The organism is Burkholderia sp. Ax-1719 (assembly GCF_011753055.1).
GTDB lineage: Bacteria > Pseudomonadota > Gammaproteobacteria > Burkholderiales > Burkholderiaceae > Paraburkholderia.
On the sequence record NZ_VWWJ01000001.1, the window covers coordinates 828,099 to 841,983 of the forward strand.

At 63.4% G+C, this 13,885-nt stretch carries 13 protein-coding genes; 3 read left to right on the top strand and 10 right to left on the bottom strand.

The annotated features are described in order from the left end of the window. The first annotated feature begins 79 nt into the window (after window positions 1–79). The gene (locus F3J17_RS03585; RefSeq protein ID WP_345891122.1) at window positions 80–1,837 is read left to right on the top strand and encodes an amidohydrolase; all 1,758 of its coding nucleotides are present in this window, start codon (window positions 80–82) and stop codon (window positions 1,835–1,837) included. A 36-nt stretch (window positions 1,838–1,873) separates the two neighbouring features. Next, window positions 1,874–3,061: an MFS transporter gene (locus F3J17_RS03590; protein WP_167053814.1), complete on the top strand. Its 1,188-nt coding sequence runs from the start codon at window positions 1,874–1,876 to the stop codon at window positions 3,059–3,061. On the opposite strand, the gene F3J17_RS03595 is transcribed toward F3J17_RS03590, so the two are convergent. The 7 genes from F3J17_RS03595 to F3J17_RS03625 form a co-directional block, all read right to left on the bottom strand. Further along, on the bottom strand, window positions 3,058–3,564 hold the full coding sequence (locus F3J17_RS03595) for a DoxX family protein (protein ID WP_205194630.1): 507 nt from the start codon (window positions 3,562–3,564) through the stop codon (window positions 3,058–3,060). The genes F3J17_RS03590 and F3J17_RS03595 overlap by 4 nt on opposite strands. After that, the gene (locus F3J17_RS03600; protein ID WP_167053818.1) at window positions 3,564–4,355 is read right to left on the bottom strand and encodes a DNA-binding domain-containing protein; all 792 of its coding nucleotides are present in this window, start codon (window positions 4,353–4,355) and stop codon (window positions 3,564–3,566) included. Before F3J17_RS03600 ends, F3J17_RS03595 begins: the two co-directional genes overlap by 1 nt. After that, on the bottom strand, window positions 4,345–5,253 hold the full coding sequence (locus F3J17_RS03605; protein ID WP_167053820.1) for a DUF692 domain-containing protein: 909 nt from the start codon (window positions 5,251–5,253) through the stop codon (window positions 4,345–4,347). The genes F3J17_RS03600 and F3J17_RS03605 overlap by 11 nt, the downstream gene beginning before the upstream one ends. A 31-nt stretch (window positions 5,254–5,284) precedes the next feature. Further along, a complete protein-coding gene (locus tag F3J17_RS03610; protein ID WP_167053822.1) occupies window positions 5,285–5,596 on the bottom strand; it encodes a DUF2282 domain-containing protein in 312 nt (103 codons plus the stop codon). A 144-nt stretch (window positions 5,597–5,740) separates the two neighbouring features. Continuing rightward, window positions 5,741–6,910: a porin gene (locus tag F3J17_RS03615; RefSeq protein ID WP_167053824.1), complete on the bottom strand. Its 1,170-nt coding sequence runs from the start codon at window positions 6,908–6,910 to the stop codon at window positions 5,741–5,743. An 82-nt stretch (window positions 6,911–6,992) separates the two neighbouring features. Further along, window positions 6,993–7,790 (bottom strand): ABC transporter substrate-binding protein, encoded by a 798-nt coding sequence (locus F3J17_RS03620; protein ID WP_167053826.1) that lies wholly within the window; start codon window positions 7,788–7,790, stop codon window positions 6,993–6,995. 33 nt (window positions 7,791–7,823) lie between these two features. Further along, window positions 7,824–9,005, bottom strand: a complete 1,182-nt coding sequence (locus F3J17_RS03625; RefSeq protein ID WP_345891123.1) for an amidohydrolase — start codon at window positions 9,003–9,005, stop codon at window positions 7,824–7,826. Between the two features lie 101 nt (window positions 9,006–9,106). Between F3J17_RS03625 and F3J17_RS03630 the strand changes: the two genes are divergently transcribed. Next, window positions 9,107–10,021: a LysR family transcriptional regulator gene (locus F3J17_RS03630; RefSeq protein ID WP_167053830.1), complete on the top strand. Its 915-nt coding sequence runs from the start codon at window positions 9,107–9,109 to the stop codon at window positions 10,019–10,021. A gap of 85 nt (window positions 10,022–10,106) precedes the next feature. On the opposite strand, the gene F3J17_RS03635 is transcribed toward F3J17_RS03630, so the two are convergent. From F3J17_RS03635 to F3J17_RS03645, 3 genes are all read right to left on the bottom strand, one after another. Further along, entirely contained in the window at window positions 10,107–11,279 is a 1,173-nt protein-coding gene (locus tag F3J17_RS03635) for a porin (protein ID WP_167053832.1), read from the bottom strand. Between the two features lie 67 nt (window positions 11,280–11,346). Then, entirely contained in the window at window positions 11,347–13,485 is a 2,139-nt protein-coding gene (locus F3J17_RS03640) for a phospholipase C, phosphocholine-specific (RefSeq protein ID WP_167053834.1), read from the bottom strand. Between the two features lie 106 nt (window positions 13,486–13,591). Further along, a complete protein-coding gene (locus F3J17_RS03645) occupies window positions 13,592–13,864 on the bottom strand; it encodes a hypothetical protein (protein ID WP_240160743.1) in 273 nt (90 codons plus the stop codon). Between the last annotated feature and the right edge of the window lie 21 nt (window positions 13,865–13,885).

Below are 13,885 nucleotides of genomic sequence, written 5' to 3' on the forward strand. Positions count from 1 at the left end.
AAGCAGGGCAGACCGGCGATTTCCGGCTGGATACATTCGCGCCACATCGATTGAGAACGACGACCCAAAGGAGCGACACGTGGCGACACAGAATCACACCATCACATCGGCTGACGAATGCATCCAGCACGCAGATATCGCATTTCGCAACGCCAAGGTTTATACCGTGGACCCGCACAAGCCCTGGGCCGACGCCGTCGCTGTGCGCGGCGATCGCATTGTTTACGTGGGCGACGAGGCCGGGATCGAGCGTCATATCGGCGAGAACACCCAGGTGGTGGACGCGGGCGGCCGCCTGATGCTGCCGGGCTTTGTCGAATCGCACTGGCATTTTTCAACCACCGCATTTGCGTTCCAGGCGTTCGTCAATTACGAAGACCCGCAAAAAGTGCTGGCGGCGCTGGCCGAATACGTGGCGGCGCATCCGGATGAAAAAAGCATTACCGGCATGGGCTGGATTCAGGCCACGATTCCCCCGGAAATCCTGCGTAAGGAAACGCTCGACGCGATCTGTGCGGACAAACCGGTCTGCCTGCTTTCCACCGATTTCCATTCCATGTGGGTCAATTCGAAGGCCCTGGAGATTGGCGGCATCGATGCGGCCACGCCGCCGGTCGAGGAAGGTTCGAGCTGGTTCGAGAAAGACCCGGTAACGGGCGAGCCAACCGGTCTCGTGGTGGACGGCGCGGCTTATTCGCTGCTGATGCGCCGTATCAGCGAGGCGGGTTATCTGCCCACGGGCATCGACCTGTATCTGCAGTCGATTGGCGTCTGGCAGGAAAAGCTGGTGGCGGCCGGCATTACCACGGTGTTCGACGCGGGCTTCCTGGACCCGAGCGGCGACCAGACGCTGCTCTATGAAACGCTGCAAACGATGGAGCGCGCCAACAATCTCAAACTGCGCGTGGTGGGCAGCTACGCGGCGCTCGGCCCGGTGGAAGACCCGGTGGGCACGCTGGTGGAATATCGCGCGAAGTATCAATCGCCGCTGGTCAAGGCGCAGGCGTTGAAGCTGTTCCTCGACGGCACGGAAGCGAATCACACGGCCTATCTGCTCGCGCCCTATGCGGACCGACCGCACACCTGCGGCGAGCCGACCATGCCCATCGACCAGTTCAAGCAATATCTGCTGCAGGCCGATAAGGAACAGATCGACGTCATGGTGCATTGTGTGGGCGACGCGGCCGTGCGCACGGCGCTCGACGGTTTCGAACTGGTCAACGCGACCAATCCGCCGCGCGAGCGGCGTCACGTCATCACGCACGCATTCCTCACGCATCCCGACGATATTCCGCGTTTCCGCCGTCTTGGCGTGATGGCGAATACGCAATTGCAATGGGGCGTCGTCGATGTCTATACCGAACTGATTCGCGAGCATTACGGCACGGAACGCTGGAGCAATATGTACAAGTTCCGCACCTTTATCGAGGAGGGCGTGACGGTGTCGATCGGCATGGATGGCCTGGCGTGCCAGTGTCGCTGCCAGCATCGCCCGGTCGAGCATATTGAATCGGGTCACACGCGTCAGCTTGCAGGCGAGCCCGATGCCCCCGTGTTTCCCGACATCAACGAGCGCCTGAGCGTGCCGCAATTGATCGCCGCGTACACCATCAACGGCGCGTACCAGTTGCGCATGGAGCACGAGATCGGTTCGCTGACCGTCGGCAAGCGCGCGGATCTGATCGTGCTCGAAGACAATCTCTTCGAAGTGAAGAAACACGATATTGGCCGCGTGAATATCGGCGTGACGATGATGAATGGCGCAGTGACCTACGCGCAGGGAACGTTGCGCGAGCAACTGGATAGCGAAAGCATCGACACCACCGCGTGCGCTTGAGCACCGTCATCGCCATCGATATCCGGAGACCGCAACGTGAATCAACCTTCGTCTGAAGCCGCCACACAGGACGGCGTGCTGTTCCTCATGGCGATGCTTGCCCTCGGCACTGTCGCGCCCACGGTGTTCTGGGGGCTGCCCGTGATCGTCGGGCAGATTGCGCAGCAGTGGGGCTTTGGCGCGGCAGATCTGGGCGTCGCCGTGCTGGGCGAGGTGTTCGGCATGGCGGCGGGCACGCTGTTGATGGCGACCGTACTCGCACGCCAGCCCATTCGCGTCACGCTCGCGGCCACGATTGCGCTCACGGCGCTTGCGAATTTCGCCACGCCCTATGCCCACAGCTTGCCGCTCTTCATTGCTGCACGTGTCATGGCGGGGATCGGCTCGGGCGCGCTAAGCGGCATCGCCATGACCTGCCTGTCCTATACGAAAGCGCCCGAGCGCAATATCGGCCTGCTGATCCTGCTGCAGGTGCTGTGGAGCATGGCCTTGCTTGGCTACGTGTTGCCGGTGGTGGGTTCGGTGGCGCAGGCGACGGGCACGTACGTTTGCATCGGCGCGCTCGCACTGGTGTTTCTGCCGGCGATGACGCTGTTCGGGCGCACGGAGGCCTTCGTCAGCGCCGACGCGGGGCATGGCGCGCGCGTCGATCTGCGCGGCGTCATGTTGCTGCTGGGCTGCATATTCGCGCTGTATTTCGGCGTGGGCGTGCTGTGGACTTTCCTCGAACAGATTGGCATGCGTGCGGGCCTGAGCGAGTCGCGCGTGGCCACCACGCTGGTCTACGCCAATCTCGTGAGCCTGGCCGCGTGCGTGGTCATGCCGCGTCTGGGGCGCGGCAACGGCTTGCGGCGCTGGGCGATCGTCAATATCGGCGCGTGCGTGGTATCGGCTGCGGCGCTCACGATGCCGCAAACGCCCGACCGCTTCGCCATCGCCGCCATTGTCTTCATCGTGGCCTGGACGGGCGCGGCCACGCTGATCTTCGCGACCATGCCGCGCGTCGATCCGGTGGGGCGCTATGCGACGCTGTCGCCGGGCGTGTTGTCGTTAGGCTTCGGCATTGGCTCGGCGGCGGGGGGCGAGCTGATCGAACGACTCGACGCGCGCGCGGCTATCGGACTCGCCTGTGTGTTCTGCTGCGTGTCGCTGCTGTTGTACGTGAGCCTGCGGCGCACACGCGAGACGGTAGAGGAACCGCTATCGCGTGCCAGCCAAAGCTAGCGGGAGCGGCTTGCGCGGTCGCCCAGCAGCCAGTCGATCGAGATCCTGCCCGGACCCCATGCGGCGATGCCCAACGCCATTGCCGCCCAGGTGATGTGAATGGGCCAGCCGTCGGGCACGGTCAATTCGATGATGCAGGTCATCAGAAACAGACCCGCAGCGGCGAAACGTGTGCCGAGTCCCAGCACTAGCAGCACCGGAAATCCCACTTCTCCGCACGCGGAAAGCAACGCAAAAACGGCGGGCGCGGGAAACGGATAGGGGCCGCCTGGCAGGTGCAGCTGGAACTCGTCGGTAAATAGCGTGATCGCCGTATCGTTGAGATGCAGGAAGCCGTGCCATTTGAGGATGCCAGAGCGCCAGAACGGCACGGCAAGCGCAAGACGCAGCACGAGTTGCACGAGCCAGGGTTGAGCGAGCGTTTCGATTGCACGCCGGGCACGCACAATCGCAGTCGTGACGAAGGCCTGCGCGGACGGTTTGAGTTCTTGCTGGGTCGACATCATGATGGATCTCCGGAACGGATGGCGGTCAATACGCCGGCAGAAATCATGGCTTGCAGATTGATATGGATATCGAATGAATTGTCGTCTTGCAGCGCGGCTTCCATTGCTTCGCCCAGTGGCGCACCGGCGATGAGCGCCAGCAGGAACGCAGCGCCCCCGGCAGGCAGTTGCGAAACGACCACGTCCTGATCGGGGCGCGTGACGAGCGCGTCCTGCGCGTCGCTCGCATGAAGCGGATCAAGCGGATCAAGCGGGCCGTCCTTGCGGTTCATGGCGAAAATGGATACCGCCGGATAGCGCGAACGCACGATGCGCGTGGCTGGGTGGGCAATAAAGCGTAGCTGCCCCAGCGACGCAGCATCGACGGCGGCGAATGCCTGCGCCGTCAAAGGTGCGGCATCAGCCGCGTGATACGCATCCAGCCATGCGCGTTCGATGCGCGCCGTATCCGCGAGCCATGGCATGTCGCGTGCGTATTCATAGGATTCGATAAAGTCTGGAAAATCCCTGCCGTATTCGAATAGCAGCGGCGACTTTGGCGGCGTTGCGCGTACGTGAAAGCGCGCCATGGCGCGAAAAAATTCGACGCCGGTGATTCGCTGCACAGCCGGATAAATGGCGGCCAACGCATCGATCAGGCTCACCGTCACGTTGTTGCGATAGACGTTGTAGCGCTTCACGACGCCCTTGCCGTGCGACGCGATAACGTCGACGGGCGCACTCAGCGCGGGATCGATCAAGCCAGGCGCGAATGCGCTTGCATACCCTGCGTGTTGTTCAGCTTGCATGGCACACGCCCTCGTCATACGTCGTGGCGAACCGTGTCATGACGCGCCGTGCCGCGTTGGCCTGCGCACGCAATACGTTCCAGTCAGGCAGATCGCTGTCCCATTCAATCAAAGTCGGCACAGCGCCGATGCGGGAAATAACCTCGCTATAGAGATTCCAGACACTATCGGCAACGGGGCGGTCGTGACTGTCGATCAGCAGCGGCTGGTTCTCGTCGTCGTGCTGTTCGCTATGACCGGCCAGATGGATTTCGCCCACGTATTCGAGCGGAAACGCCGCGAGATACTCATGTGCCGAAAAGCCGTGATTGACGGCAGAAACAAAAACGTTATTCACGTCCAGCAATAGCCCGCATCCGGTTCTTTGCGCGACTTCGCGTAGAAAGCCGGTTTCGTTCATCGTCGACGAAGCAAACATCACATAGGTCGACGGGTTTTCAAGCAGGATCGGGCGACCAATGGCGCTTTGCATCTGGTCGATGTGCGCACATACATGCGCGAGTGTTGCGCGGTGATAGGGCAGCGGCAGCAGATCGTTGAAGAAGCTGCCGCCGTGCGAAGACCACGCAAGATGTTCGGAAACGAAGGCCGGTTCGTAGCGCACAACCAGATCGCGAAAGCGCGCGAGATGTGCCGTGTCCAGCGCATCCGGGCCGCCCAGCGACATGCACACGCCATGCAGTGAAACAGCATAGCGTTCGCGGATGGCCGCGAGCGCGCGATGCGGCGGCCCACCCGCGCCCATGTAGTTCTCGGCATGAACTTCGAAGAAGCCGTCTTGTAAACCTTCGTCGAGGATTGCACCGAGGTGCCCGTGTTTGAAACTCGTGCCCGCAAGAGCGCGGCGAGCGGGACGGCCTGACGTGGGCCATACCTTTGATCGGAAGAATTCGGTCATGATCGTCCCGCTCCTGGCTGCGATGAATCGATCAGGACTTCATAGGCGTGAGCGAGCCGTGGCCGCCGCCCGGCACCTGGATGCTGGTGCAGGTGCCGCCCTGAACGAACTTCCACGAATTGCCCTGGAAGTCCATCGCCGAGGTGCCCTGGCAGGTCGTGCCGGGCCCTGCAGCGCAATCGTTTTGCCCCTTGAGCGCGACGCCGTAGCACTTTTCCTTGTGTGCGGCGATGGCGGCGCTGGCTTCGGCCTGGGTGAGCGGCGCGGCGTGAGCGGCAGAAGCTAGCAGGCTGGCGACGGCGCCGACGATCAGCGCGGCATTGACGTTGAGCTTTGCGGACATGAGTGTTCTCCGGTGGTAGAGGTAGGTGGTATCCGTCGCGGATACAACAGCTAATTCGCCCACGCCGCGCCAGCGGTTACAGCGGAGAAAAAAGTTTTTTGCGAAAGGGGCGGCCATGTCTGAGGCCGCCCTTGAACACGACGATCAGAACTTGTGCCGCAGGCCGACGCGCCCGACGAATTGCCGCTGCGTCGACGAACTGTCGTCTGCGCCGCCCGCATAGGCCAGATCGAGCGCGGTGCCGCTGTTCGCGCTGATGGCGCGTTGATAGCTCGCCATTGCGTAGATGTCGGTGCGTCTGGTGAGGTTGTAATCGAGCATCAAGCCGAACGTGTGATATTTCGGCTTGTAAGCGCCTGCGGACGTATCGAGCTTCGCCTGCGTGTAGTCGTACATCGCGCCCAGCATCAGTGCGGTCGTGATGGACCAGTTCGCATTGACCTCGAAATTATCGAAGGTCAGCGAAGAAGCGTGCTGGCCAGCTGGCACGATTGCGCCACTGATATAGGAATAGGCAGTGGGATCGCTCAGATTCGTATGCGTGTACACAAAACCCAGCGTCACCGCATCCAGCTGATAGTTGACGCCCGCACCGTAGACACGATGACGCGAGGCCACGAAGCCCGCATCGTCGGTGGTGACTGCTCCCAGTGTGTTGGCGCCGGGATTCGTCACATTGAGCCACGCCGCGCCAAAGCTGAATCCGTTGATCGCGTAGCTCACGCCAATACTCTGCGCATTATTGGTCGAGATCTGGCCGGGAAGATTCGAGAACGCGTACGTTGCGCCCACTCTCAACCCGCCGATATTTGCGCTGTTGAACTGCACGGCGTTGTCGAGCCGGAAAGAGTTATCGGTGTTGTCGTTGTCGTAGGGATGCTCGAACAGGAAACCGCCCCAGTTGCCGTTCGCCGTGAGCGGCGCGAGATATTCAACCAGCGAGTCGTACTGGCGGCCGAAAGTGAGCGTGCCGATATCGTCATGCGCGATGCCCACCCAGGCCTGGCGTCCGAACATCCGGTTGCCTTCCATCAACCGCCCGGAACTGGCGTCGACGCCGCTTTCAAGCTGGAATACTGCCGAGAGTTTGCCGCCCAGCGCTTCCGTTCCCCTGAGCCCCCAGCGGCTGCCCTGGGCCGCGCCGCTCATCATTTCCGTGACGGCGTGGCCACGCACGTTGCTGGTGTAGTCGATTCCCTCGTCGATCAGCCCGAACAGCGTGACCGAGCTTTGTGAACTCTGCGCCGACGCGGGCGTACCCGCGATGGCGGCGATTGCCGCGAGCATGCTTGCGAGCAGTGGTGTCGTTTTCAATGAATGTCCCCAATGTCGTTATCGATCGTCGTCGCGGACGGCCCTGAACCGTCCGCTGTGGTGTTGGCTGTACGGGCCTTTTTTATTGCGCGGCTTGAGCGTCGTCGCCCAGATAGCGCTTTTCGAGGCGCGAAATCGTGCCGTCCTGTTTGAGGCGCGCAAGCGCCGCGTCGAGTGCCTGGCGCGTGCGATCATCGCCCTTGCGCACGCCGATTACACTGCTTGCGCCCGTGATCGCGGGATCGTCGATACGCGGGCCCGCAAGTTCGAAGCGTGCGCCTTGCGGTTTCGCCAGAAAGCCCAGACGCGCTGCGGAACCCAGCACGATGGTGGCATCCAGCCGCCCATTGACGAGATCGGTATAGATGCTGTCCTGATCCTGGTACTCCTGAATACTCACGCCATGCGGCGCCCAGTTGGCCTTTGCGAAGGCCGCTTGCGTGGAGCCTTGCAGCACGCCCACGCGCTTGCCGCCCAGCGCTTTCGCATCGGGCGTGAGGTGGCTGCCACGCGCCGCCACGAGCCGGATGTCGGCGGGATAGACGGGCTGCGTGAAATCCATCACGGCGCGTCGCGCGGCGGTGGGCGCGAGCGAGGCATTGATCGCATCGAACTTGCGCGACTGCAGCCCGGCGATCAGGCCGTCGAAGCTGCTTTCGACCCACACGCACTGTACGTTGGCCGCCGCGCAGATCGCGTTGCCGATATCGATATCGAGGCCCGCAAGTTTTCCGTCGGGCAGCTTGTATTCGTAGGGCGGATAGCTCGGGTCGGTGCCAAAGCGCAGCGTGGCCGCTGAGGCGCTGGCGCCGTGTGCAGCCGCCGTCGCGCACAACAGGGTGACGGCGATGCGCCGCGAAGCCGTTTTGAGGTGTTTCATCGAAAGGTCCTTGATCGTGTTCAGTGCCCGCGCTCAGGCCGCGAGGCGCGCGTGGGCAAGCGAGACGAAGAAGCGCACGCCATACGGCAGGACTTCGTCGTTGAAATCGAATTCCGGGTGATGGCAATAGACGCCGCCTTGTCCCAGCAGCGCGTACGCGCCTGGACGGCGCAGCAGGAATTCGGAAAAGTCCTCCGAGCCGTTGAGCGGGGGGAATTCGCGCAGCACGTTATCCGCGCCAAAGATTTCCGCGGCTACGCGCGCGGCGGCTTGGGCCTGTTCGCGATGGTTGATCGTCGCGGGCGAGCTGTTGCAGAATTCGACCGCAATCGAGCAGGTGCTGAGTTGTGCGATGCCCGTGCAGATTTCGGCTATGCGCGATTTTGCAAACGCGCGCACGTTTTCGTCGAAGGCGCGCAGCGTGCCCGTCAATTCGGCGTGGGACGGAATCACATTCGGCGCGCTGCCCGCATGGATGCTGCCGATGCTCAGCACGGCAGTTGCGCTGGGCTCGATCGAACGGCTCACCACGGTCTGCAGGGCGCAGATCAATTGGGCGGCCGCCATCACCGGATCGCGGGTCTTTTCGGGCGCGGAGCCATGACCGCCCACTCCGTCGATGCGGATCACGACTTCGTCGCACGAGGCCAGCATGGCGCCGTCCAGCACGCCGAACGTGCCGGGCGCGAAATGGGGAGCGTTGTGCAGCGCGAAGATTTCTTCATACCCAAAGCGCGTTTCCAGGCCGTCGGCGAGCATGGCGTTGGCGCCGCCGCCGGTTTCCTCGGCGGGCTGGAACACCAGCACCACCGTGCCCGCAAAATCCCGGTGACGGCTGAAATGGCGCGCTGCGCCGAGCAGCATGGCCGTATGGCCGTCGTGGCCGCAGCCGTGGAAAACGCCTTGCTTGAGCGAGCGGTGCAGCGGGCGGCCTTCCTCTTCCATCGGCAAGGCGTCCATATCGGCGCGCAGGGCGATCACGCGGCCCGGGCCGCGCTGTCCATGCACGACGCCCACGACGCCGGTGCCGCCAATGCCAGTATGGGTTTCGATGTCCCACGCCCGCAGCTTCGCGGCAACGAGTTCGCTGGTGCGATGCTCGGCGAACGCCACTTCAGGATTGGCGTGAATGTCGCGCCGCAACGCGACCAGTTCGTCGATGTCGATATCGGGCGTTGTCGGCGCCTTCGGTGCTTCTGTTGCCACTGGTGCCACGGTTGCCTCCTTGTATACTTCCGGCCTTCGGTTGTGCCGGAGCTCGCATACTAGGGGCGGCGCGTCTGGCGCCGATTTCCAATTTCTCATGCACATAGCGAATGCTTATGGAACGCGGCACGCTCAAGACGACGCAGTTGCAGATGCTCGTGGCCATCGCCGAGCACGGCACGCTCATGGCGGCGGCCCACGCGCTGAACGTGTCCCAGCCCGCGGTCACCAAGAGCATCAAGGAACTGGAGGCGCGCCTGGGCGTGCAACTGCTGGAGCGCAGCGGCGCCGGTGTGCGGCTCACACGCTACGGCGAAACGCTGTTGCGGCGCGCCCGCGCCGTGGTGGCGGAAATCGCCAGCGCCGAGCGCGAACTGGAGGAAATGCGTGCGGGTGCGCAACGCACCTTGTCGATCGGCGTGTCGTTGCTGGCGTCGTCGTTTGCGATGCCACAGGCGCTGCGCGCGTTTCGGGCGCGCCTGCCCGATGTGCGGCTCAATATTTACGAATGTCTGCCGACGCAGATTATCGACGGGTTGCGCGATGGCTCGTTCGATCTGTGCGTCGCCTTTGTCGCCGCCGGAGATGTGACGGCGGAACACCGCGTAATCGCGCTGAGCGAGACTGCGCAGGTGCTGGCGGTGCGCAAAGAGGATCCGCTTGCGCAGGAGACGCGGCTGGACAAGCTGACCCGCGCGCGTTGGCTTTATAACCACACGCGCGAGAGTTTGCCCGCCTACTGGCGCGAGCTATGCGGCGAGCGGGCGCTGCCGATGCCCTCGCATGTCAACGTCTGCACCTCGCAGCGGCTCTACGCGCAGCTTGCGCAGGAGCCGGGCACCGTCAGCGTATGGCCTGAATTTTTGCTGGAAGAGCAGATTAAGCTCGGAACGCTGCAGAAGCTGCAAACCGATGCACGCGAGCCGCCGTTGACGCTGGGCATGATGTATCGGCGCGATCTGGTGCTCACTTCGGCGCTGGAATATTTCGTGGAGTGTGTGCAGCGCACGCAGGCGCGAGACTGAAAAGCGGCTGGAAATAAAAAAAGCCGCGCATCCTCGATGCGCGGCCATTCACTCCGGATTAAAGCGCGGAATTACAGCTTACCCATTAGAACTTGTGGCGAATCCCCACCGTCGCAATCGCCTGCACCGTGTCGTTCGACGAATAGCCATACGAGCCGATCGACGCTTCGGCCGGTGCCGTGCCGCCCTTGCCGTTGCCTTGCGTGCCGCTCGCGTGCTGCCATGCGCCCATCAGATAGACGTCCGTGCGCTTCGACAGCGAATAATCCGCGCCCGCCGACACCTGGTGATACGTCGCCGATGTATTGCCATCAGCCTTCGTGTAGATGTAGCCCAGACCGAGCAGCAGTGCAGGCGTCGCCTGATAGCCGACATACGCGCCGCCCACGTTGTAGCGCTCCGTGCTGCCGAATGCCGATTGCGCGTCCGGGCGATACTGCGCGTTGCTGTAACGCAGGTTCATCTTCACCGGGCCCATCACGTACTGCACGGCCACTGAAGCGATGCCGATCGACTTTGCCGTGATATAGCCGTTGTTGAGCGGCGTGTTCGGATCGAAGTTGCCGTCGAAAGTGCCGTCCGAGGTGCTGCTCCAGCCGGTGCGCTTGACGCTCGACGCGGCGTTCGCAGCATAGAAGTAGCCTGCCGCCGCGCTGAACTGGCCGATCGAATACGTGGCCGCGCCCGACCACGTCTGGCCCGATCCGGTCTGGCCAGCAACGCCGCCCAGTGCGTACAGGCCTTCGAACTGGAAGCCCGAGAACACCGGCGAAACGTACTTGATTGCATTGTTGGTGCGCGAGCTGTTGTCGTTGTTATCGACGTCGCCCGGCGTGGAGAACATGCTGCTGAAGTCGTTGTCGGCGGTGAGCGGCTGGATCATGTCGACGAGCGGGTCGTACTGGCGGCCCAGCGTGACGGTGCCCCATTGATCGCCGGACAGGCCGACAAACGCCTGGCGGCCGAACATGCGGCCGCTCTGATGGAAGCCGCCGCTATTCGGATTGAAGCCGTTTTCCAGCTGGAAAATCGCTTTCAGGCCGCCGCCCAGGTCTTCTGCGCCCTTGAGGCCCCAGCGGCTGCCGGAGAGATTGCTGTCGGCCATGCCCCAGCGATGGTCGCCCTGCGAATTGGCGTGGCTCACGTACTGGATCGACGTGTCGATCACGCCGTAAAGCGTGACGCTGTCCGCTGCGAAGGCGGCGGAGCTGGCGCCCAGCAGCGCGAGGGAGAGGACGGAAAGTCGAAGCGTATTCATCTGTGGTGTTGTCGTGTGACGGTGGTTGAATGAAAAAAATGGTCTTTTTTATGGTGTTTCGTGCTGCCTAGCTCGCCATGCCCATGGCCGGGTCGCTGACGCTGTCCTTGCCCGTTTCGACGCGGCCCGCGAAGCGGCGCGTCACGCCGTTTTCGGCGGCAAGCGTGAAGTCGTACCAGCCGTTCGAGGCGGTGAGCGACCAGTACGGCTCGACCTGCATGCCGGCCGGCACGCTGTAGGTCCAGGGGCCGTCGGTGCGGTAGGCGTTGCTGGTCACGGTGACGCTGGTGGTCGCGGTGCCCGTGTTCATGATGGTCAGGTAGACGGCGTTATTGGATTCGTCGTAGCACACGCGCACTTCCGGTTTCGGACCGGTTGCGGCCGCAACGAGGTTGCCGGTGAACTCGCGATGGAAGCCGTTCGGCCCGAGCACCCACAGGCTGTAGGCGCCGCTGTCTGTCGTGGCGGGCGTCCAGATATCCGAGAGTTCCTTGCCCGCTTCCACGGTGTAGCGACGCGGCGCGCGATCCAGATGCAACTGGTCGTAGACATGGAACACCGCGCCCGCGCTGCCGGTATTGCTGAACACCAGCCATACCGCGCCGTTCTGCGTATCGACGTTCGCGCTCGTGTGCAGGTGATAGGGCAACGCACGCGAGGGGCGCAGCGTAAGCGCCTGTTGCGGCATCGTCTGGGTGGCCACCGAAGGCACCGGCACGGCGCCGAGCGTGCTTTGCTGGGCGCTTTGCGCATCGGCGGCGGCTTTGGTGGGCGCAGCGATCGCAGCGGGTGTGGCATCGTTCGGCGTCGCGAAGTTGAAGCACGAGGTCAGGTCGCCGAACACGGTGCGCCGCCACGGGCTGATGTTCGGTTCCGCCACGCCGAAGCGCGCTTCGAGAAAGCGCAGCACCGACGTATGGTCGAACACCTGCGAATTGACGAAGCCACCCGTGCTCCACGGCGAGACCACGAACATCGGCACGCGCGGGCCGGGGCCGTAGGGCAGGCCATCGGGCTTGAGCGGCGATGAGTCGCCGGGCGGGTTCGGCACGGTGAAGTACTCGTACTGCGTCGTGACCGTCGATTTGCCGGCATAAGTGCCGTCGCCGTTGGGCGAGGGCGCGTCAGGCGGCGGCATGTGATCGAAGAAGCAGTCGTTCTCGTCGTAATTGACGATCAGCACGGTCTTGCTCCAGACATCCGGGTTCGCGGTCAGCGCGTCGAGCAGCAATTGCAGGTAGTACGCGCCCTGGCCCGGCGTCGATGCGCCGGGGTGTTCGCAATAGGCCTGCGGCGAGACGATCCAGCTCACCTGCGGCAATTGTCCGGCGGCGATATCGTCTTTCATCGCCTGCAGGAAGCCGCCGTCGGGCATGGTGTTGCCGATGCCCTTGTAGAGCGGCGAGAGCGCCTCCATGGCCGCCGTATAGGGCGCGTTGGGCGAGCCCGGCACGGTCTCGTTGACCTTGCGGAAACTCGCGAAACCGGCAAGCGGGTTATCGGTGTAGTTGTCGGGCTGGTTTTCGTAGACTTTCCAGCTCACATTGGCGGCTTGCAGGCGCTCGGCGTAAGTGGTCCAGGTGAGGCCCGTCGCCGATGCGCCCAGCCCGTCCCAGCCGTTGTTGTTCACCACGGCGTAGTTCGAGCCGGTGGGGCCGTTCGTGCCGGTCCACATGAAAATGCGGTTCGAGTTGGTGCCGCCGTGCAGCGAGCAGTGGTACGCGTCGCAGATCGTGAACGCGTTGGCCAGTGCGAAGTGAAACGGCAGATCGGCGGATTGCAGATAGCCCATCGACACATCGCCTTTGGACTTCGGCCATTGCGTCATGCGGCCGTTGTCCCACGCGCTATGTGCATCGGTCCACGAGTGCGCGCCGCCCGCGAGCAGCGCGTTGCCCTTGGTGCTGTCCAGGTGGAAGGGCAGCACGGTGCGGCTGCCGTCGCTTTGCTGCCAGACGTTCGCGCCCGCGGGCTGCGGAATCGTGAAGCGGTCGGCGAAACCGCGCACGCCGGGCAGCGTGCCGAAGTAATGGTCGAACGAGCGGTTCTCCTGCATGAAGATCACCACGTGCTGCACGTCGTTGATCGTGCCGGTGGTGTTGTTCGCGGGAATCGCGAGCGCGCGCCGGATCGCGGGCGGAAACAGGCTGAGCGACGCGCCCGCCGCAGCAGCGCGCAGGAAATGACGGCGATCCATTGAAGTCATGATGGGCAGTGTTTTTTGATGTTTGCGCGCGCAGGCTGGCGCGACCGGCGAACCGGCGCGCGCAATACGGTGTACTCAGAGGGATTTTTTTTGAATCTCGCGTCGATCAGGGCGCGCAGTCCAGCTGCGTGTTGAGCAAAGGCTGCGATGCGGTGGTCCCCGATGCCGCGCAACTGCCCGAAGCGGGCGCTGCGACGATCGCCACCGGCGCGCTGGCGCCGCCCGCGCCGGCTGCGGCCGTGTTGGCTGCCGCCGCCGTGCTGCCCGACGCTCCGTTGCTGTTCGTGCCGTCGCCGCAAGCGGCCAGCGAGGCGCACAGCGTCGCGGCAAGCGCCGCTGCACCAAAGCGATATCGTTGCTTCATCAAAGTGTTTTTCATCGTCGAATATCTCCAGGCGCG

Excerpts from the sequence above, each read along its gene's own strand:
- F3J17_RS03640 (WP_167053834.1), bottom strand. The coding sequence starts at position 13,485 with ATGACTTCAATGGATCGCCGTCATTTCCTGCGCGCTGCTGCGGCGGGC.
- F3J17_RS03645 (WP_240160743.1), bottom strand. The coding sequence starts at position 13,864 with ATGAAAAACACTTTGATGAAGCAACGATATCGCTTTGGTGCAGCGGCG.
- F3J17_RS03595 (WP_205194630.1), bottom strand. The coding sequence starts at position 3,564 with ATGTCGACCCAGCAAGAACTCAAACCGTCCGCGCAGGCCTTCGTCACG.
- F3J17_RS03600 (WP_167053818.1), bottom strand. The coding sequence starts at position 4,355 with ATGCAAGCTGAACAACACGCAGGGTATGCAAGCGCATTCGCGCCTGGC.
- F3J17_RS03630 (WP_167053830.1), top strand. The coding sequence starts at position 9,107 with ATGCTTATGGAACGCGGCACGCTCAAGACGACGCAGTTGCAGATGCTC.
- F3J17_RS03620 (WP_167053826.1), bottom strand. The coding sequence starts at position 7,790 with ATGAAACACCTCAAAACGGCTTCGCGGCGCATCGCCGTCACCCTGTTG.
- F3J17_RS03610 (WP_167053822.1), bottom strand. The coding sequence starts at position 5,596 with ATGTCCGCAAAGCTCAACGTCAATGCCGCGCTGATCGTCGGCGCCGTC.
- F3J17_RS03605 (WP_167053820.1), bottom strand. The coding sequence starts at position 5,253 with ATGACCGAATTCTTCCGATCAAAGGTATGGCCCACGTCAGGCCGTCCC.
- F3J17_RS03635 (WP_167053832.1), bottom strand. The coding sequence starts at position 11,279 with ATGAATACGCTTCGACTTTCCGTCCTCTCCCTCGCGCTGCTGGGCGCC.